At 44.5% G+C, this 19804-nt stretch carries 16 protein-coding genes; all 16 read right to left on the bottom strand.

Annotated features, from left to right (window positions below):
* Positions 1 to 2: 2 nt before the first annotated feature.
* The 16 genes from IZU26_RS02165 to IZU26_RS02240 all read right to left on the bottom strand — a co-directional run bounded on the left by IZU26_RS02165 (position 3) and on the right by IZU26_RS02240 (position 19797).
* The gene (locus IZU26_RS02165) at positions 3 to 1820 is read right to left on the bottom strand and encodes a Coenzyme F420 hydrogenase/dehydrogenase, beta subunit C-terminal domain (protein ID WP_433276408.1); all 1818 of its coding nucleotides are present in this window, start codon (positions 1818 to 1820) and stop codon (positions 3 to 5) included.
* Positions 1817 to 2059, bottom strand: coding sequence for an acyl carrier protein (locus tag IZU26_RS02170; protein WP_433276410.1), 243 nt, complete (start codon positions 2057 to 2059; stop codon positions 1817 to 1819). Before IZU26_RS02170 ends, IZU26_RS02165 begins: the two co-directional genes overlap by 4 nt.
* Before the next feature lie 22 nt (positions 2060 to 2081).
* On the bottom strand, positions 2082 to 2804 hold the full coding sequence (locus tag IZU26_RS02175; protein WP_433276412.1) for an SDR family NAD(P)-dependent oxidoreductase: 723 nt from the start codon (positions 2802 to 2804) through the stop codon (positions 2082 to 2084).
* Entirely contained in the window at positions 2801 to 3208 is a 408-nt protein-coding gene (locus IZU26_RS02180) for a MaoC/PaaZ C-terminal domain-containing protein (protein WP_433276414.1), read from the bottom strand. Before IZU26_RS02180 ends, IZU26_RS02175 begins: the two co-directional genes overlap by 4 nt.
* 2 nt (positions 3209 to 3210) lie before the next feature.
* Positions 3211 to 4938: an HAD-IIIC family phosphatase gene (locus IZU26_RS02185; protein WP_433276416.1), complete on the bottom strand. Its 1728-nt coding sequence runs from the start codon at positions 4936 to 4938 to the stop codon at positions 3211 to 3213.
* Positions 4939 to 5493: 555 nt separating this feature from the next.
* Complete coding sequence (locus IZU26_RS02190; protein ID WP_433276993.1) at positions 5494 to 6600, bottom strand: acyltransferase family protein; 1107 nt, start codon at positions 6598 to 6600, stop codon at positions 5494 to 5496.
* Between the two features lie 585 nt (positions 6601 to 7185).
* Positions 7186 to 9771, bottom strand: coding sequence for an ATP-dependent chaperone ClpB (gene clpB / locus IZU26_RS02195; protein ID WP_433276418.1), 2586 nt, complete (start codon positions 9769 to 9771; stop codon positions 7186 to 7188).
* A 120-nt stretch (positions 9772 to 9891) separates the two neighbouring features.
* A complete protein-coding gene (locus tag IZU26_RS02200; RefSeq protein ID WP_433276420.1) occupies positions 9892 to 11061 on the bottom strand; it encodes a hypothetical protein in 1170 nt (389 codons plus the stop codon).
* Positions 11062 to 11081: 20 nt separating this feature from the next.
* Positions 11082 to 11303, bottom strand: coding sequence for a hypothetical protein (locus IZU26_RS02205; RefSeq protein ID WP_021330761.1), 222 nt, complete (start codon positions 11301 to 11303; stop codon positions 11082 to 11084).
* Positions 11304 to 11324: 21 nt separating this feature from the next.
* On the bottom strand, positions 11325 to 14327 hold the full coding sequence (locus IZU26_RS02210; RefSeq protein WP_433276422.1) for an insulinase family protein: 3003 nt from the start codon (positions 14325 to 14327) through the stop codon (positions 11325 to 11327).
* A gap of 3 nt (positions 14328 to 14330) precedes the next feature.
* On the bottom strand, positions 14331 to 15665 hold the full coding sequence (locus tag IZU26_RS02215) for a flagellar motor switch protein FliG (RefSeq protein ID WP_433276424.1): 1335 nt from the start codon (positions 15663 to 15665) through the stop codon (positions 14331 to 14333).
* A gap of 124 nt (positions 15666 to 15789) precedes the next feature.
* Complete coding sequence (locus tag IZU26_RS02220) at positions 15790 to 16503, bottom strand: DUF4405 domain-containing protein (RefSeq protein ID WP_433276426.1); 714 nt, start codon at positions 16501 to 16503, stop codon at positions 15790 to 15792.
* A gap of 48 nt (positions 16504 to 16551) precedes the next feature.
* The gene (locus IZU26_RS02225; RefSeq protein WP_433276428.1) at positions 16552 to 17409 is read right to left on the bottom strand and encodes an aldo/keto reductase; all 858 of its coding nucleotides are present in this window, start codon (positions 17407 to 17409) and stop codon (positions 16552 to 16554) included.
* A gap of 41 nt (positions 17410 to 17450) precedes the next feature.
* Positions 17451 to 18188, bottom strand: a complete 738-nt coding sequence (locus IZU26_RS02230; RefSeq protein ID WP_433276430.1) for a cyclophilin-like fold protein — start codon at positions 18186 to 18188, stop codon at positions 17451 to 17453.
* Between the two features lie 109 nt (positions 18189 to 18297).
* On the bottom strand, positions 18298 to 19236 hold the full coding sequence (locus IZU26_RS02235) for an aldo/keto reductase (RefSeq protein ID WP_433276431.1): 939 nt from the start codon (positions 19234 to 19236) through the stop codon (positions 18298 to 18300).
* Positions 19237 to 19245: 9 nt separating this feature from the next.
* A complete protein-coding gene (locus tag IZU26_RS02240) occupies positions 19246 to 19797 on the bottom strand; it encodes an acyltransferase (RefSeq protein ID WP_433276433.1) in 552 nt (183 codons plus the stop codon).
* Between the last annotated feature and the right edge of the window lie 7 nt (positions 19798 to 19804).

The raw sequence follows: 19804 nt of genomic DNA on the forward strand, positions 1-19804 counted from the left end.
AATTACATTTTATAGAGAACATCCCTATCAACAATTTTTGCCGGATTCCCGGAAACCATCGTATAGGGTGGAACATTCTCCGCTACAAACGAATTTTCTCCGACAATAGCACCTTCACCGATTGTTACTCCCGGCATAATTGTTACATTGGAACAAATCCACACCTTATCCTCGATTACGACAGGGCGGGAATCTTTATAAAACGGACGGTTAATAAAATGCCCGCCGTTGTTATCACGTATGCAAACATTTCTGCCGATCCCTACATAATTACCGATTTTTATACTGTTTGCACAAATAATTTCATTGTTTATATTTGACCAACAGTATCCCATTTCCAGATGTCCTCCATCAAAGACTTCTATATCGGCACCGTAACCGACAGAGACATTCCCTTTTATGTCAAGTTTTCCGGAACCTTCAACGACAAATCGAGTTTCAAGCTTTGAACCTTTTATTCGCTTTGTGCCGATTATCAAATCACCGTCAAGAGTTATGTTTTTTTTGTCGGCAAATCTGTAGATAGTATGTTTAAGCGGCATAATCAAATGTTTATCAGAAAAGAAAACCTTAAAAAAACCGTTCAGCGAAGACAATTTCAAATACAAAATAACATCTAGCCGATAAAACTTCAATAATTTGTAATAACGCTTGAGAATTTTCTTAATACGCTGCTTAAGACTTAACTTTATAGAAGCCTTATATATTTTTGTAAGTTCTGTAAAACTTTGTTTATCTAATTTATTAAAAAATTCGTCGCGATTAATTGTTGATTGGGCAATAGGATATGACAATGCACGATTACCGGGTAGAACAGTTTCGAAGGGAATTTCTTTTATTTTCAGAGAACCTTTTACAGTGTTCAAGTAATCAAGGCCTTTCTGATTGTTTACTATTACAACGGAAGTCCCCAAGTCGTTATCGAATTCTTTTTTGAATTCGGCAGTATATACAGAATTATTCCTTCCTCCCCAAAAATCGCCGATAGTTATATCAGCAATCCGCGGGAATCCCTTGAACTTACAGTCATAACATGAAGGTCGGCATATAGTCCTCGTATTCATGTAAAAATACTGGAATGAATTTTCATCATGAGTTTGATAAATATGCTTTCCGTTTTCCAACACAAACAATTGTGTCAATTTTCGCCATCCCAATTCCTTGCATTTTGCCTTCGTTTCAACAACAGGAGAGCCGTATTGTTCACCGATACTCTCAATATATTTTTTAAATACTTTTGGTGAAGGTATACACAAGCAAATCAAATCGACGATAATCAGATTATCATAATCTTTTCCTAGAAAGTTCCTAAGCGCAGCCATTTGACAAGGTATACCGCATACAAGAACTTTCCTGCCTGCTATAAGAGCCGTTTTTACACTTTGATAAAAACCGTTTGCATTACTTTGATAGTATTTTGAACTACGAAGTTTCTCTAGATCGGACTTATCATCTATTAAAATTTGCGTAGCATTAAAGTCTTCGTCGGTAGCGGCACCTCCAACAAGGCCTCCTTCTCTAAAAATTCTGTCAGCAAGAGCAGAAAACAATCCGCCGGATGTACTATCAAAACGAACATAAAGATTTTTATTTATTGCAGCAAAACATTTAGGGATGGAGAAATGCTCTGCTTTTGCTTTTGGCATTGTTTCAACCGGACATACTTTATTACAAGCGCTACAGTTTATACAAAGAGAAGAATCGACACTCGGATACCAAAAACCTTCAATATCGGTTTTTACTGATATTGCTTTTGTAGGACAAACATCAACACAAGCGCAACAGCCGGTACAATCTTTCTTTTCAAGAATTTTAATCATACAAGTTTTCTTTGTATACAGTCTGCCATGTCGCCGACATTAGCACATTCCATGATTTCCTTTGAAGTGAGCTTAATTTTAAAATGTTTTTCAATCCCAACAACAAGCTGAATATGAGAAAGAGAATCCCTTTCTTCAATATCGTCCGCTGATGTATCTTCCGTTAATTCAATATCTTTATTATCAAGAACATCCGTAAAAATATCCTGCATTTGCTTTAAGATTTCCGATTTTTCCATAAGATTATATCCTCCAAAAGTTTTATAAAATATTCACACCTGCATTCACAGGAATTGTTATACCGTTTATCTGTGGAGATGCAGTTATTAAGTTCTTAATTACATTAGCAACTTCATCTGTTGTGATGATCCTTTTCATCGGGTTTGATTCACGAATCTGTTCTACAACAAAGTTATTTGTTTGGCTTGTAAGGCTTGTTTGCATAAAATCCGGAGCAACTGCATTGCTCGTAATTCCAAATTTTATGTATTCTTTACTCCAAGATTTTACCAATTGAGCTATATAAGCTTTTGTCGCAGAGTATACTGAATATCCCATTGGCGGAGTACCGATCAAAGCAGATGTTAATACGGTAATTATCTTTCCTGACTTTTTCCTCTTGAAAGTTTCCAAAACTTTTTGAGTAATTGAAATCAAAGGCAAAACATTTATTTGAAAGGCATCGTTAAAATCCGAAAGAGGGGTCTTATGAAAATAATTTCCAAGTGTTACTCCCGAATATGCATTATTAATTAAAACATCAAGATTAAAACCAGAAATTTTATTTATCAAATTTTCAAGACTCTCAGAATCAGAAAAGTCACATTGAATAGAGACTGCATTGGAAAATTCCGCACACAATTTCTCTGCTTCATCCTTATGAAATCTATAAGTAAAATAAACATTATTATTTTTATCGGCTACAATCAAACGAACTATGGCTTCTCCAAGTCCAAAAGAACCTCCGGTTACTAATATATTCATTCAAAAACTCCTATCTGAACACGACCTTTTGCAACAACTTTATTCTTCGCATTTGTGAATTTATAAGTAAAAATAACGACATTGACAGCTTCATGTACTTCTTCTGTTTTTAAATTCATCACCAACTTATCGTGCAAATACACAGGCTTTTTATATTGAATATCTTGTAATTGAAGTATTACATCAGGCGTTGGAAGTTCCATTCCAATCGCATAAGAAATAAATGCATTCAATATATTTCCATACATAACCTTGTTTTGAAATCCTTTGTTTTTTGCAAATACCTCATCGGTATGAAGAGGATTTAAATCAGAAGAACATTTCTGAAACGAGTTATAAATATCTTCAGAAACTTCAAAAGAAATGTTTTTTTCAAAATTTGCAAACAAATCAATTTTAGCCATCTTTATTTCTCCACAATATAACAAACCTTAGATTCATAGGTATTTAAATTAAGCTCATACTTTTCGGTATCCGAATTCTCAATTTTATCAAAACCCAGATTTGAGTAATGCTCTTTTACCATTCCGTTTTTCCGTGTCGGAAGATATTCCCCAATAATTTTTATGAATCCACGCTTTTTGGCTTCTGAAACAATTGTATTTAGAATAAAATTTTCCATTCCACGCTTCAAAACTCTGCAACTCATAAACCATGTATCAATAAAAAGAATGTCTCTTTCTAATTTTTTCATAATTACAACAGCAATCAATCCGTTATCACCGAACTTATCTTCAAGAGAAAATGCAAAACAAAAATAATCCGGATTTTCGGACATGGAAGCAATATCAGCTTCCGTATAACGCACAGTACGAAGATTAAACTGATTACTCCTTTGTGATAATTGAGCAACACGCGGAATATTAAATTTATTGAAGTCCTCAACTTTTGAAATCATATTCAATGAACGCAAAAAATCTTCTTCATTCAAAAATGATTTAGAAAAAACGACACGTTTCGCCTGCACTTGGTATTGTTTCGTTCTGTCCTTATCAGTATCGCTATAAGAAGCTGCTTCAAACAGATTTAATGAATACAAGTATTCCAAATAATAGGCCGGATCTTCCGGTAAATCAGGAATTATAATATCTTTTATATTCTCACGAACGATATTTCTTTCAAAAGGATTGTCATCAAGAAAAACCATAGAATCAAAACCTATATTCAGAATTTTCTGAATCATTTTTAAGTTATCTACTTTACTTTCCCAGTTTGCCATAAAAACAGAAATATCATCTAAATGAAGGATCATATCCGGATGTTTTTGAAATGGTTCTTTTGCTTTTTCTTCATCGTTTTTACTGCAAATACAAATTATTATTCCACGATTGCGTAATTTTTTTATCCACATCTGAAATTCTGTAAATACTTTTCCAATTCCAAGTCCATGCCCAAGCTGAATACCTTCAAGACCATCGTCACCTATAATTCCGCCCCAAAGTGTATTATCTAAATCAAGAATCAAGCATTTTTTTACCTTTCCTTGCAAAGCGGAAATAATATCCATTACTCTTGATGCAACATAAGGGACAGCTTCCAATGATAAAATCATTTCCGTACTTGTATAGACAGCCGGATTAAAGAAAAAATCACGCCCAAACTTACTTTGGATTCCTGCTAAATCGCAAATAAATAAATTTGGTATCGCTTGGGCAAGATCCATTAATTCATAATTTAATTTACGAACTTGGTACGAAAAAGAGAATGACAACTTATTTGCATAACTCCCAAAAACCGTATCCTCAATTTCCGGATAATTAAAATAAATTACTGTTGATTTAGTAATTGAACATAATTTTTTTACAAAGTCTAATCGCTCGTTTGCTATATTATTACATTCTTCTACCGATAAAAGACTGTATTTTTCATTGAGTCGGTGGGTAGATTGAAATATAATAGTATATTGTGCGCTAAATGAATGAAACTCACTTGTTTTATCAAAAATTTGTTGCTCAATTTGATTATATTCAGATTCAAACAAGTCAATATTATAACCTCGTTCAATGCCTATACCCTTAATTGCTGTAGCAAGAAATTGTGTGGCTGTATCGCCAAGCAAAGCAACTTTTATAATGGGAAAAGAAGAAACATCTTTCTTTAAGTTATATTTTAACTCTTTAAAAGTACTTATCATTTGTATTATATTTTACCCCAAAATTATATATAATTATCCTAACAATTATACTTTACTGTTTGTTCTAAGCACTTTGCCGCAAAGGAGCAACAGCGTATTTTTTTTTATTATTTGTACAAAAAATTTTATCTGCAAATTTTTGTAGAATATAGCCTTTTGTTTGGGTATAAAAGAGAAAACTATTACCGAGCGGTTATATTTTAAAATATCTGTCATCTGCACTTGTCTCATCGCCAGCTCTTTTCTATTATACTCCAAAGTCTACGTGTTTGACTAGGATAGGACACTGCCTGCAAAACCGATAGCAAATATTATTTCTACTATTTTCTATGTGCCGAAAAGATTGTCAATAGTCGCTCGACCTGTTCATCCGTCGTTGTCAGCTTGTCGCGATGCGAACTACGGTATGCGCTTAGTCCGTAAGATCGGAAAGCATTAAGTCGTATTCCAGATTGGAAGTACATATTCACAGCATACAGCGGCGCTTACGGGAGCGCTTTAGCGGTTATGAATGTATTTATTTTTATGACTGTTTTATAACTTCCCAAAATTACGCTATCTTCCCCCGTTCAACACACGGAATATTGGAGGAAAGAGTTTTTTTAGCACAATGCCAATTCCAGTTCCAATAATAATAGTAATAAATGTTGGAATAAAATACTGACACAAACTCCAGAATGTATTTTTCATTGGGAAAAAGCGAATCCATAATTTTGAAGTATAACCGTTTATAAGCGGAGCATGTATTGCAAATAAAAAGAATGAGAATCCTGCGAGATAAGAACAGAACTCATACAATTTTTCTTTGCGTACGATTATTGCCGAAAGTTTTATAAAAATCACACAATCAAAAATTACCATAATGTTATGAAATATTGAATGTTCACCTCCACCGAAGGTGAAAGCAGTCACAAAACTAAACAAAACCAGAGGTATGATTTCTTTCCACTCGATTTCGTCGATTTTTACAAAAAGGGGAATGTCATACATACCCCAATAAAGTCCTGCTACGTAAAAGAACAATGCGGTAGTCTCCACAAAATACACACGAATTGAAACTATATAAACGGTCAGTAAAAAGGCCAAAAAGCCTACAGGAAACTTTTTGATTAAAGTCTTAATCACAGGTAAAACAATCGTCAGAATTAAAAGATCTCGCACAAACCAAAACTGGACGGCAAACTCAGGAAGTTCAAAACCACCATCGGGTTTTGGCTTGTAGCCCAAAGTCTTGTGAATCCAATCAACGAATGTCCACTTAAGGCAAGTATTATCTGGTTGACTAAGAAGCTGGGGCGCAATTTTTGCAATAATCAATTTAAACCCGCCATAGAAAAATGCCAAAAGAGCCATCCAAAGTACATATGGAAGTAAAAGCGATTTTGCTTTTTTTTTCAGAACCAATGGATAACTGTCGTCCTTTTTCGCCTGTAAAAAAGCAGAAAACATAAACAACAAAGGTACAGCACATCGAGCCAGTCCGAACGTTATAAAAAGCTTGACCCAATGACCAAAGGCATTTTCCACAAAAACAGGCGGAGTTCCACCAGCATCTATAATTTTTTGGATTGATTCTGATGTATAGCAATTATGAATAAATACGACAAAAACGATTAAAAGAAATCTAAGCGAAGTAATGCGGCACGAAACATCGCCATCTATCGCAGAGCATGAGTTGAGTTGAGTTGAGTTGAGTTGAGTTGAGTTGAAGCTACTGCATCTTTGGTTTTATTGCAAGTGGGTATCGGCATTTTTCCTCCATAAAGTCTCCCACAATTTTAATTATATAATAAAGTGGAGTAAAAATTCTACGCATGCCGCATCCGTATCACGGAAATCAATTTTCATTTTCATCTGTTTAAAAGGCGATAACAAGATACCGTTTTTGATAAATAAATTTACAAATTGATTGGCAGTCTTCGGTGTTAAACCTGTTACCGCTTGAACTTCCTTTACGGAAACCAGCGACTTTTCAAAAAGAGCGTCCAATAAACGACGGGCGACGGGAACTCATCTTCCGGTAGAAAAAAGTTTTTCTTCCGATTTCGATTTCAACTGCATGATTTTTTACAGTGCTACACTCCCTTTATCCGCCGTTTCGGTAAAATAAAGCTAGCCGTTATTTTACTTTAATCGCACAAAGTAAAATAACGGCATTTACACGCATCGCCTCATTTCAACCGTAAACTCGCCTGCGGTGACTTCGCCCGTCGCCAGCAATGGAACTGCCCCGCGCACACGCTTCCGTCACTCAAACGAAAGTCCGCTTGCCCCCGGTTTTGCCGTCACTTTGATCGCTGCCCCGTCGGAAAACTTTCCTTCGAGCAGTTCTTTTGCGAGCGGATTTTCCACGTAGGTTTGAATCGCTCGCTTTACCGGCCGCGCACCGAACGCGGGATCGTATCCCTTATCGGCGAGGAAAGCGACGGCTTTGTCGTCGAACGTGATTTTAATTCGTCTGTCGTCGAGCCTGTGCGATACGCGCTCGAGCTGGTTTTTGACGATGCCCGAAATACAGCTTTGATCGAGGCGGCCGAACATGACGATTTCGTCGATGCGGTTTAAAAATTCGGGGCGGAACGTCGATTTAAGCATCTCGCTCACTTTTATTCGTGCATCGTGCATTTTTTCCGGCGTGTCGGCCTCGAGGATCACGTCGCTTCCGAGGTTGCTCGTCATGATGATGATCGTATTTTTGAAATCGACGAGGCGCCCCTGTCCGTCGGTCAAACGTCCGTCGTCGAGCACTTGGAGCAGCACGTTGAATACGTCGGGATGCGCTTTTTCGATTTCGTCGAAAAGCACGACGCTGTACGGACGGCGGCGCACCGCTTCGGTAAGCTGTCCGCCTTCATCGTAGCCGACGTATCCCGGAGGAGCGCCGATCAAACGCGAAACGGAAAACTTTTCCATATATTCGCTCATATCGATTCGCGTAAGCGACTTTTCATCGTTGAACAAAAAGTCCGCAAGCGTTTTCGCGAGCTCCGTTTTTCCGACGCCGGTCGGACCGATAAACAAAAAGCTTCCGAGCGGGCGATTCGGATCGCTCAAGCCGGAACGGTTTCTGCGAATCGCGTCGGAGACGACTTGTACCGCATCGTTTTGTCCGATAACGCGCTTGTGCAGCACGGATTCGAGCTGCAGATATTTTTGCTTTTCGCTCGACAGCATCTTCGTAACGGGAATCCCCGTCCACTCGCTGACGACGCGCGCGATATCTTCTTCGGTCACTTCCTGCCGCAAAAGAGATTCGCGTCCGCCCTCTTTTTTGCTTCCGGCTTCCACTGCGGCGGAAAGCTTCTTTTGCAGTTCGGGGATAATGCTGTACTTCAGTTCGGCGGCTTTTGCGAGGTTTCCTTCGCGCGTATATTTTTCTTCATTGAAGCGCGCCTGTTCGAGCTTTTCTTTGATATCGCGGCTCTTGTTGATATCGGCTTTTTCATTTTGCCACTGGAGCTTCATCGCATCGCGCTTCGCCGAAAGATCGGCGAGTTCTTTTTCGAGTTTTGCGAGCCGCTCTTTCGACGCTTCGTCGTCTTCTTTTGCGAGCGACTGTTTTTCGATGGACAGCTGCATGATCTTCCGTTCGATTTGATCGAGTTCGGTAGGCTGGCTTTCGATTTCCATTTTGAGCCGGCTCATCGCTTCGTCGACGAGGTCGATCGCTTTGTCGGGCATAAAGCGGTTCGTGATATAGCGGTTGCTGAGGACTGCCGCCGCGACAAGCGCTTCGTCGTCGATCCGCACGCCGTGGTGAATTTCGTATTTTTCGCGCAGGCCGCGAAGAATCGCGATCGTATTTTCGACTGACGGTTCCGAGCAATAAACCGGCTGAAAGCGCCGTTCGAGCGCCGCATCTTTTTCGATGTATTTCCGATATTCGTCGAGCGTCGTCGCTCCGATCGCCCGAAGCTCTCCGCGAGCGAGTACCGGTTTTAATAAATTCGAAGCGTCCATAGAACCTTCGGACGCGCCCGCACCGACGATCGTATGCAGTTCGTCGATAAAGAGCACGATCTGTCCTTGGCTTTTTTGCACTTCCGTGATGACGGCTTTGAGCCGCTCTTCGAATTCCCCGCGGAATTTCGCACCTGCGACAAGCGAACCCAAATCGAGGGCGAGGAGGCGCTTGTTTTTCAAACTTTCGGGAACGTCACCCGATGCGATACGACGTGCAAGTCCTTCGACGATGGCGGTTTTTCCGACGCCCGGCTCTCCGATGAGTACGGGATTGTTTTTCGTGCGGCGGCAGAGCACTTGCATGACGCGCCTTATCTCTTCGTCGCGTCCGATAACCGGATCGATTTTATCCTGACGTGCAAGAGAGGTCAAATCACGGCAAAATTTTTCGAGCGAGCGCATCGAAGATTCGGGATCGTTACCGGTTACCTGCTGATTGCCGCGCACGGCTTTCAGTGCGTCCAAAACCGCTTTACGGTCGATGCCGTGCCTTCGTAGCATATCGCCCGTGCGCCCGTCCGATTCACTCATCGCAAGGAAGATATGCTCGGTCGAAAGATATTCGTCGTGCAAATCCGCCATCGCTTTTTCGGCTTTTGCAAGCGCTTTTTGCGCTTCGGATGAAAGCGACATCTGCACGTTACCCCTCACCGTCGGGTAAGAAGCGAGCAATGCATCGTTTTCCCGAAGCAGCGTTTCGACAGGTACGCCGATACGCTCGACAAGGGGCGGAACGATACCGTCCTTTTGCTTTAAAAGCGCGTCGAGTATATGTTCGAGTCCTATTTCACTGTGATCTTTTTGCTGAGCAAGAGCGCTCGCCTGCTGCAGCGCATCCTGCGTTTTAAGTGTAAAATGTTCGTAATCCATGCTTTAAACATACTCACGAATTGCGAATAAAGCAAGAATTTACTATGACAACGATATAGGAAATTGTATTCCCTAAAAAATAGAGTGCACATAAAAAATCGGCGACACTCCCGGCAAGGCTCAGATTTCGCCGTCTTCGGCTTGCCCGAATTCGCAAAGCGCAAAAGCGACGTGCGCGTCTTCGATTATTTCAAGGCTTTTGCCGATGCGGCGGTACAATTTGATTTCTCCCGTTCCGCTTCCGCCCGCAAGCAGTTTAAGCACTTTTCGGTTTCCTTCGGGAAGTTCGATATTGCGCACAAAGAGTTTCGATGTGTGACATACGATATCGATATCGATAACCCATTTTTTCGTATCGGCGCTCACCGACCAATGCAGCCGCTCGCCCTCTTCGTCGGCAGGCATTTCGGTACAGTCCCACAAAATTTTTTCCGACGCACCTCTTTTTTTCGCCTCAAGCGCGATGTCCGTATTTTCAAACTCCAGCGCGAGGGCAAGGCTGTCTTCGAAGATTCCCTGTACTGTAAAGCTCGAATCGAACAGCGCCTTTCCGCTGATGCGGCTCGTCAAATTCGACGACGAGATATGAAAATAAGGGGCGGGAAAGGTACGGAGAAAATGCACGTCGATATAACCGTAGGATTTTTTCGGGAGTACGCTGAACTCGCGGCCGTCGAGCGTAATGCTTCCCGAAAACGCCGTACGCGCTCCTACGGGAATCCATCTCTCCGAACTTTTTTTATAGCCGGCGGAAAACTGCTTTCGGATTTCACAGCGCAGATCCCACGAAATCTCCCCCGCATCGCAAAAGTATTCGGGTCGGGCTGCACGCTCTTTTGTCGTACGCGAAAGAGAGCCGGAAATCTTTTCCTCACCGAACGAACAGTTTCCGACGGTAATCGGAGAAAGCCGAAATCCCCCTGTAACGTCTTTGAGGGCATAATAGCTGCAAATCTGTTTCGGTTTTACACCGAAGGTTCCCGCACGCACGGCGACGTACGACGGCGTTACGATCGATTCGGATCGGAGATTGAATGCGGCTTCCGTTCCCGCAAGCGCATACTGCAAATCATCTTCAGATATCGCCGTACGCGGTTTAAAACCGAGTACGCTTTCGTCCGGAGAAAGGCCCGCGTTGAGCATTTCCCATTCTACAAAAAACAACTGCTCCGCACCGGATACGCTGTCGATGCCGGTAAAGATATAGCGAGTCCACACGACACCGTTTTTTTTAAGCGAAGAGTGCGGTTTCCATCTGCTGAAATTAATAATTTTTTTCGGAGCTGTCATCACAAATCTCCGGCCTTACATTATCCGAGAATTTTTTCGATGCTCTTGGTAATCGCTTTTTTGTCGCGCGGAAAATTGGCGTCGAGAAATTCGAAACATTCGACGGCTGCGCGCTGTGCGTGTTCATACCATATCGTATACAGTTCCGACTTTATATCATCACCGGGATACGGCGCGCCCTGCACGTCGGAGACGAGATTGCGCAGCATCCGTATGCATTCTTTTGTCTTTTTGTCCATCATAACAGCACCTCGTTTTGAATATTATAGCGACAAATCGATAATAAAGCCAGTGCCTTTTACCGATTTATCGCAGATTACCGCAGTATTCCCGCCTGCGATCGCGCGGGCGTTTTCGGCTGCCGCATGCAAAGAAGCGGCATCGACCGAAAGGATCGCCGCTATATATTCGCTCCATTCTTCATGAGTCATCGCGTAAAGCTTTCGCAAAAACCCGCGTGCACCGCGCGATTGAGGCGACTGAGGCTTCGTCACGTCTCCGTAAGTTCCCGTCACCGCGCGGGAAACATCGGTATCGCTGAAACGCATAGCACACACGTCATCGAGGCAGCTTTTAAACGTTTTTATCGACTCAAGCGGAGACGGATCGCGGTAGGTACTCATCGAAAAGATTTCAGTTGAAATATCAAAGAGCGCCGATGCACCGTATGCGCCGCCGGTTGTCCGTATGCGCTCCCAAAGGATATTGCCGCGCATCCAGTGACAGAGCACCGTAAGCGCCGCTTTTTCCCGCATCGTCAGCCCGCCGAGATATACCGACTGCGCCGCATAGCCGACTTGCGATGAAAGCGTACACGTTTCAAAGCGTTCGTCTTCCCCCTCGCCGGCCGTTTTTACAAGCGCATAGTATTCACCGTTTTCCGGGCGGACAAGCGGCGAGAGCTCGTGCAAGCCGGCCTTCCGTGCGAATTCGGGAATGCGCGGAAGCACGGTTTTAAGCGACGCTTCGTCGGCCGTGATGTGAATAAGACCTCCTGCATTTCGAATCGATTTTGCCATATCGGAAAAATGATTTCCGACCGAACCGGGATTTTCTTTGCAGATCTTTTCGATCGTCAAAACCTGCGCGACGCCTCCCCACGCTTCTTCGACGGCGGAAGACCTTCCGAGATTCCGCGACGCTCTGAGTTTTGCGTAGCGCGAACCGGAGGGAATGACGGACGAACGGATATCATTTTTCATTTCGTCCAAAATCGTTTTGACCCGCTTTTCATCCGAAAATTCCGTAAACGCGATCGCTTCTCCGAAAAGCGCAAGCGCTTCATCCGTTTTTTCGACGGGCAGCTTGATGCTGAACGAAAGCCAATCGCGGCCGATATAGTGTTTGTCGCGAACCGAAGAGGCCGCCTTTTGCGCATACGCGCTTTTATACGAGTCGCCCGTCAGCGTGCGGACTCCCATATCGCCCGAGCACAGGGATGCGGCTGCGGCGCACTCGTCCCATTTTTTCCCGTTCCAGCCGGTATTCGTCGCACAGGCGGCAAAGGCCGGAATATAGGGATATGCGCCTATGGGAAGCGCATCGGCAGGATAGCACACATCGATATAGACAATACCGCCCGTCGCTTCACGGTTTACAAAAAGCGCTACTTCGCTTCCGTCCGCTCCTAAGCATGACGACACGTCGGTTGCAATCGGCTCGACTTTCTTTTTCAAATCCGACGGAAGAATATACGGAATGCACGCAGTCTCTTTTTCCGTCTCTTTCCGCTTTTGGTAGGCGTGCAGCGCTTCGGTGTTCCGCCGCACTTCACCCGCGTCCGCGCCTTTTGCAAGAGACGCGATAAGCTCCCTCTCTTTTTTCGCACGTTGTTTTAAAAACGAAGCTTCGGGCGTTACGACGACGAAAGAGCGGGCGGTGTTGTCCAAAAAAACGCGTCGTATGAGAGACGCGATATAGTTTTTATCGGCGGCGATTTTTCGCTTGACCTTATCGAAAGCGGAGCGGTAGCCGAGCGTCGATGCGGGAGATGCACCGTAGTTCCAGCCGTTCAGTGCACGATCGGCGAGTTCGAGAGAAAAAGGATCGCCCCGCACGCGCACGACTTCGCGGTTTGCAAAATCGACGGCAAGGACTGCCGCATCGATATCGTTTTTCGGAATGCCGTTCTCACACAAATCGACAAGCGTAGAAATTATTAATTTTTTTACCGCATCGGCATCTTTTTTATCGACGCCGCTCAAACCGAAATAGAGCATTTGACAAAACGCTTCGGCGCCTCCGCCTACGGCGAGCCGTTCGCCCAAACGCGAATCGGTCAAAGCCTTTGCGACCGGAGAGCTGTCGTTTCCTGCGAGAAGCTGCAGCAAAAAAATCACTTCCATCGTATCGTCGATATTCGATGAAAGTCCGTATCGCCAGTTGAGCGTTACGTTCGATTTTTTCGCATCCGATGCGGGGCCGGCCGCATAGACAATCGCTTCTTCTCTCATCGCTTTCGGCTCTTCAAGCTTTCGGAAATTTTCGCCGAATGCGGGAAAACTTTTCGGCACATCGGGGATCGGATAGATTTTTTCAAGGCGATCGAAAAAGCTTTGCTGCATAAAATCGAGCTGCGTTTCCGTTTTTATATTTCCGTATAAAAATAAAAGACAATTCGCCGGACTGTAATACGAGCGATGAAAATCTTTAAACCGCTCATAGGTAAATGACGGGATGACGAGAGGATCGCCGCCCGAATCGTTTGCATAGCAGGTACCGGAAAAAAGGCTCTTAAACTGCTCGTCGAAAGCGACGGAATTGAACGACGAATAATTTCCTTTCATTTCGTTGTACACGACGCCCTGAATCGAATAGCCGCCGTTCCCGTCCGCTTCGAGCCGGTGCCCTTCCTGCTGGAAAGTTTCTTTTTTTAACAAGGGAAAAAACACCGCGTCGGCGTATACGTCCATCAAATGAAAATAATCTTTTTCGTTTGCCGAACTCGCAGGGTACACCGTCTTATCGGGATAGGTCATCGCGTTTAAAAACGTGTAAACGCTTTGATTCATCAAATTGACAAAAGGTTCTTTGACCGGAAATTTTTCCGAACCGCAAAACACCGAGTGTTCGAGAATGTGCGGCGCTCCCGTCGAATCGGCGACGGGCGTACGGAACGCAAAGGCGAAGAGATTTTCTTCGTCGTTATTTATTAAGTGAAAAATTTCGAGCCCCGTCTTTTTATGGCGGAGATACAATCCCTTCGATTCGCAGTCGGGGATATCGGAAATCGATATGAGGTCGAAGCCTTTATAAAATTGTTTCAACTGTTACTCCACGTATTCGCCGTCGTCCCGGCCGTCGATTTTAAATGTACCTTGTTCATACGCGCTCCGCATCGCAGCTAAAAATTTTCCGGTTACGTCGTCGCAGTCGCGCTTGGACATGGGCTTTGCAAGCTGTTCTTCTTCGAGAACGGTATCTCCCCTGCCCTTCGAAACATTGTATAAAATTTTTTTTCGAAACGGTTCGGGTTTTCCCGCGATGAGATAGGCGACCTCTTTTTCGCTCATCGATCTCAAAAGCTCTTGGAGAAAACGGTCATCCGATTTTTCGACGTCTTCGAGCGTAAAGAGCCGTTTCCGTATGTCGTTTGCCAAATCGGCATCTTCTCCGGAAATCGTTTCGATGATTTCGTCTTCCGATGCAAGCGGCATGCGCCTGAGGATTTCGGCAAGCGCGCTCCGCCCGTCGATCGATTCCGCTTTTTCCGCAGCAATCGAAAGCGATTTTTCGTATATCGCTTTGTCGGTGCGGCGAAGCACATCGGGAGAAACCGGCTGCATTTTCGCAAGACGCGAAATCACATCGCGCTTCACATCGACATCCATTTTTCCGATAACGGCGGCCGCTTTTTCAGGCTTTATGCGAGAGAGCACGAGCGCCTGTACCGCAGGCGATTCGTCTTTTAATAAAAAATACACGCGTTCGCCGTCTGCCGTGTTGAGGTATTCGAAAGGTTTTCCGCCCGAAAGCGAAACCGCCTTTTGCAGCATCGATTCGGCCTTTTCGGCACCGTAGGCTTTTTCGAGCATTTCCCGCGCGATGTCCGCACCTCCGCTCTGCCGCGCCTGTTTTAACAAACCTTCGAATTCGGAAAGTATTTCGGACGCTTCTTTCGGATCGACGCTCCTGATCGACGCGATTTCCGGAATGATTTTTTCACTCTGCTCTTCGGTCAAGTGCCGCATGACTTTTGCAGCTTCATCGACGCCGATTATTAAAAGGAATTTTGCGACGCGGCGGTAAACGCTGTCGCCGGATGAGCTTTCCGGTATTTTTAATAAGCCGCCTTTTTTCAGCGTGTCCGCCGCACGGGAAAGCCCTTCGTTTCCACCGGAGTTTCCGTTACGCGCATTCTGCAGAGCCGCCTGTTTCGACAAGGTTTTGCTTTCGGAAAAGATATTTGCAATTTTTCGATTGACGCCTTCAAAGGGCTTGTTCGATCCGCTGCCGGTCGGCGATTGTGAGAACCGTGCCCGTGCGCTGCCTTCTTCGTTCGGCGCCTGCCCCCCCGCCGTTTGCAGCGCACTCTCATCCGAGGGACGCTTTCCCTTCCGCGCGCCGTTTTTATATGCGTTCGCCCGAATATCGTTCAGATTCATAGCGTCTATAATATAGCGAAATAAAATATCGGGCAAGGCTGTCGCTTAACGGAATCGGGGATTCCGCAAAACTAAAGGCGGAAGTACCCCGGATATGTCTTCGTTTAAAAGTTTATTTTCCGTTTTATTTTTTGTTCTGTATCAGTTTTGCACCGTAATGTGCAGCCGTTGCAAACAGTACAATGATTGAGATATAATCGATGAAGAATACGGTATAGCCTTTTTCCATATCGAGGAAGAAAAACTGCTGTTGTAAAATAAGGTAGCGCCATACACCGCGCGAAATAAAGGCATAGAGTCCGTAAGCGCAAACACCGGCAAGCAGTACATAAAGTGCAAGCGTTTTGAATCGGATTTGATTCCGTTTCCGTTCCTTTTCCTGCCCGCCTGCCGCATTTTTATATTTTGACGTAATTTGTCTTGCACTCATCCCTGCGTGCAGCCCGATATGTAGCGACATAAATAAAAAGTACCAATGACTTGCGAGCATGTGCGCTATGCGTGCAAAGTTCGCACCGAAGCCGATTCCTAAAAATGCAAAAACATGCTGCGAAAGCATGATACCGCTTATCATCAAAAACAACGCACACACAAGAATCCCGCAGTTTATTATTGTCTGCATAATGCGGAACGGCCGGTACGCCCCTTTTAAAAGCGAGACATACCAGCGGCGGTTTAACGCGACATGAGTTCCCCATAATACAAACAGCGAAACGCCTAAAATTTCATGTATGCCGGTCCACGGAAAAAAGTAATTGCCGCCTATCAGCATCAGTGAAATAAGCGTCATCGCACTATCTATCATTATTCGGAGCGTACTTTGTTTTATCTTTGCCATTACTGTGCCTCCCCGACTATACTTACCATCGTATTATTTCTATTGAGCCTAGTCTGCCGGGCGGAACGCGCTCAAATTCCGTTCCTGTTCTTCAAGCGTCATTGTAAAAAAACGCTTACCTTTGTCGAGTGCGCGGATTTCATCCATTTCACTTGAAGTTAATGAGAAATCGAAAATATCAAAATTTTCACGAATATGAGCCGGTTGCGTACTGCGCGGAAAGACAATCGTTCCTTCCTGAATATGCCAGCGCAAAACAATCTGCACATTGGTTTTGCCGTACTTTGCTGCAAGGCGCGTAAAGATAGATTCGTTTATCAAGCTTGTATCGCCGTGCCCTATCGGGTACCAGCTTTCGATCTTTGTTCCGGCAGCTGCTATCCGCTTTTTCAGTTCATTCTGCTGATAGTAGGGATGGCATTCCACTTGCAGAACGGCGGGAGCAATTTTTGCAGCATTCAATACTTCTTCCAATCTGCCGCTTTCAAAGTTGGAAAGGCCGATTGAACGAACCCGTCCGTCTTTGACTGCTTTTTCCATATCCCGCCACGCACCGAGGTAGTCGCCGAACTGCTGGTGCAGCAACAGCAAATCGATATATGAGGTATCCAGTCTTTTCAGCATTTTATCGATTGCAATAGAGGTCTTGCCTTCGCCGTACTCGTGCGGCCAAAGCTTTGTCGTTATCCAAATATCACCCCGTTTAATTCCCGACTCTTTTACCGCCTGTCCGACGCCGCGCTCATTTTGATAGGCATGTGCCGTATCGATATGACGGTACCCGATGCCGAATGCTTCCAAGCATGCTTTACGTGTTGCATCATCTCCGTTAATTTGATACACACCCAATCCGAACTGCGGAATTACCGCACCGTTGTTCAATGTAACATACGTTTGTTGTGCCATTTCTTGTACCTCTCTTTAATATAATTATCTTCCATTAATCCTTACAGCACGCCTTTAGGCACTGTTTCGTTTACCCGCACCCAAATACCGCCTCGCTTTTTGTACGTAGCGGTTCCTTGTGTTGTCCACGCTCCTGTCATACCGTAGACTTTTGCATCCAGCGTGTGTGTAACACTCATATAGGCCGTATCACCGTCCACGCGGATTGTGTAATCTTTTGTAGTAATTTTATAATAATTGAGCGTGCCGTCCATAATTTCACCGATGTATTCCGATCGTGTCTGTTTTTTCCCGTTCATATGGGTAAAGGTTAAATCTTTGTCGAAACAACGCTCCATCGCAGCACGGTCCTTGGCGATCATTGCGGCGCAAATTGCTTCATAAGAAGCATACACATCCTGCTGATCCTTTGTCAAAGCCGGTCCGGTTTTTGTCTGTGCAAATGCGACTTTCCCGCCGGCCTTATCGAGTGCTGCTTTCAAATTCTTTGAATTTGAAATGCGTCCGAGCTTGACATAACCTGCCGTATTTGCCGAACTATCGTAAAATATAACGAGCGAGCGGCTGCTGTAGAGCATGATGTCTCCCGCTGTAATCGTTGTTGCGGCAGGAGCCGTGCCGTTTATCGTTTTACCAAGCCCGACATAATACTCTTTATTTGCCGTCCATTCTTTCATATCAACCGAAAGCGGAAATAGTTCGGCAACCTCGCGGGCGGCTGCATTGTTATCAAATTGTGCGGTATACTTGGTACTGCCTATTGTTACTGTGATATTCATCGTTCCCTCCTTTCCTTGAGCGTACACCGCTGCAGCTACAAGTAAGCACTCTATACAAAGCAAGATGAAGGTGGCAAGTCGTTTTTTCATCAGGAACTCCTATTCACTGTTAATACGTGGAATTACGCTTGTTTTTGTCGAGTTTTGCAATGTTTTCCATCTCAGCCGCAGTAAGGGAAAAATCCCAAATGTGAGCGTCTTCGATAATGTGCTGCTCGTTGCTTGAACCGGGAATCGCAATATTGCCCGCTTGTATGTGCCAACGGAGGATAATCTGCGCGGATGTTTTGCCGTGAGACTTTGCAATGCCGGAGATAACCGGATCGCTGAACAATGTTTGCGTATAACCGCGGCCGCCGAGCGGATACCAGCTTTCCATCACTGTGCCGTACTGCGCAATGTGCGCTTTCATCATACCGCTTTGATGATAAGGGTGCGTTTCGTTTTGCAAGAGTGCGGGGCGAATTGATGTTGCCTTTACCAAGCGGTCAAAATCCTGCGGTTTGTAATAATTGGAAAGCCCGATTGAACGGAGCTTACCCGCTTTAACAGCACGTTCCATGGCTTTGTATGCGTCTACATCGTTTGAAGGCTGCGAGTGGTGCAAAATCATCAAGTCGATATAGTCCAGTCCGAGCCGTTTTAGTGAAGCATCTATTGCAGCATCTCCGTCCGAAAAATCACTTGTCCACATCTTTGTGGTAACAAAAATTTCTGCGCGTGTGCAGATTTTTTTGGCGACTGCACGGCGGATTCCGCGTCCGACGCCTTCTTCGTTGCCGTAAATCCGTGCTGTGTCGATCAGCCTCATGCCGGCTTTAAGTGCCCAATAGACGGAATTTTCCGCCTGCTGCTGTGAAAGTCGGAATGTCCCGATGCCGAGTACCGGCATTTCATACCCCGAATTAAGCTTTACCGTTCCGTGCACCAAATCAAATTGAGGTGCCGCCATTTGCTCATTGACCGTACCGGATGTTTGAGCACAGACTGTGCCGGCAACAGTGAAAACGGCAAGTGTTGTCGCCATAAAAAATAATTTCAGTTTCATAAAATTCTCCTATCTCTTAAACTTATCCGCATCGAGCGTTTTGACGATCCGTGCGGGATTTCCGACAACAACCGCGTAGTCCGGCACGTCTTTTGTCACCACCGCTCCTGCACCCACAACAGCGTGCGCTCCCACACAACTCCCCGGAAGGATAGTCGCTCCTGCTCCGATCCACGCATCGCGTTTTATCAAAACGGGCTTACACAAAAGTACGGCGCGGTCGTACATATCGTGATTGTTGGAAATGAGCTGCACGTTTGCCGCAATCCACGCACCGTCTTCAATGGTAATTCCGCCGCGTGCCATCAAAAGCAAATTACCTCCGGCATAAACATGGTCGCCGATTCGAACCCGATCAAAGCATACTCCCTGCAAAGGGGCAGTAATCATACTGTTCTTGCCGATACGATCTCCGAACAAATCGTGCAAAACGGCACTGTATTCATCCGTCATCGGCATAGTATGGTTCAGACGGAACAGAGCTTGCGCATTATGTTTTGCAATTTCAAATGCCTTTGCATCAAAATTTCGTGAATCGACGACTTCTTCTTGACAATCCATAGTTTTT

Origin of the sequence: Treponema sp. SP13 (genome assembly GCF_050938355.1) — a bacterium.
GTDB classification, from domain to species: domain Bacteria; phylum Spirochaetota; class Spirochaetia; order Treponematales; family Treponemataceae; genus Treponema_D; species Treponema_D socranskii.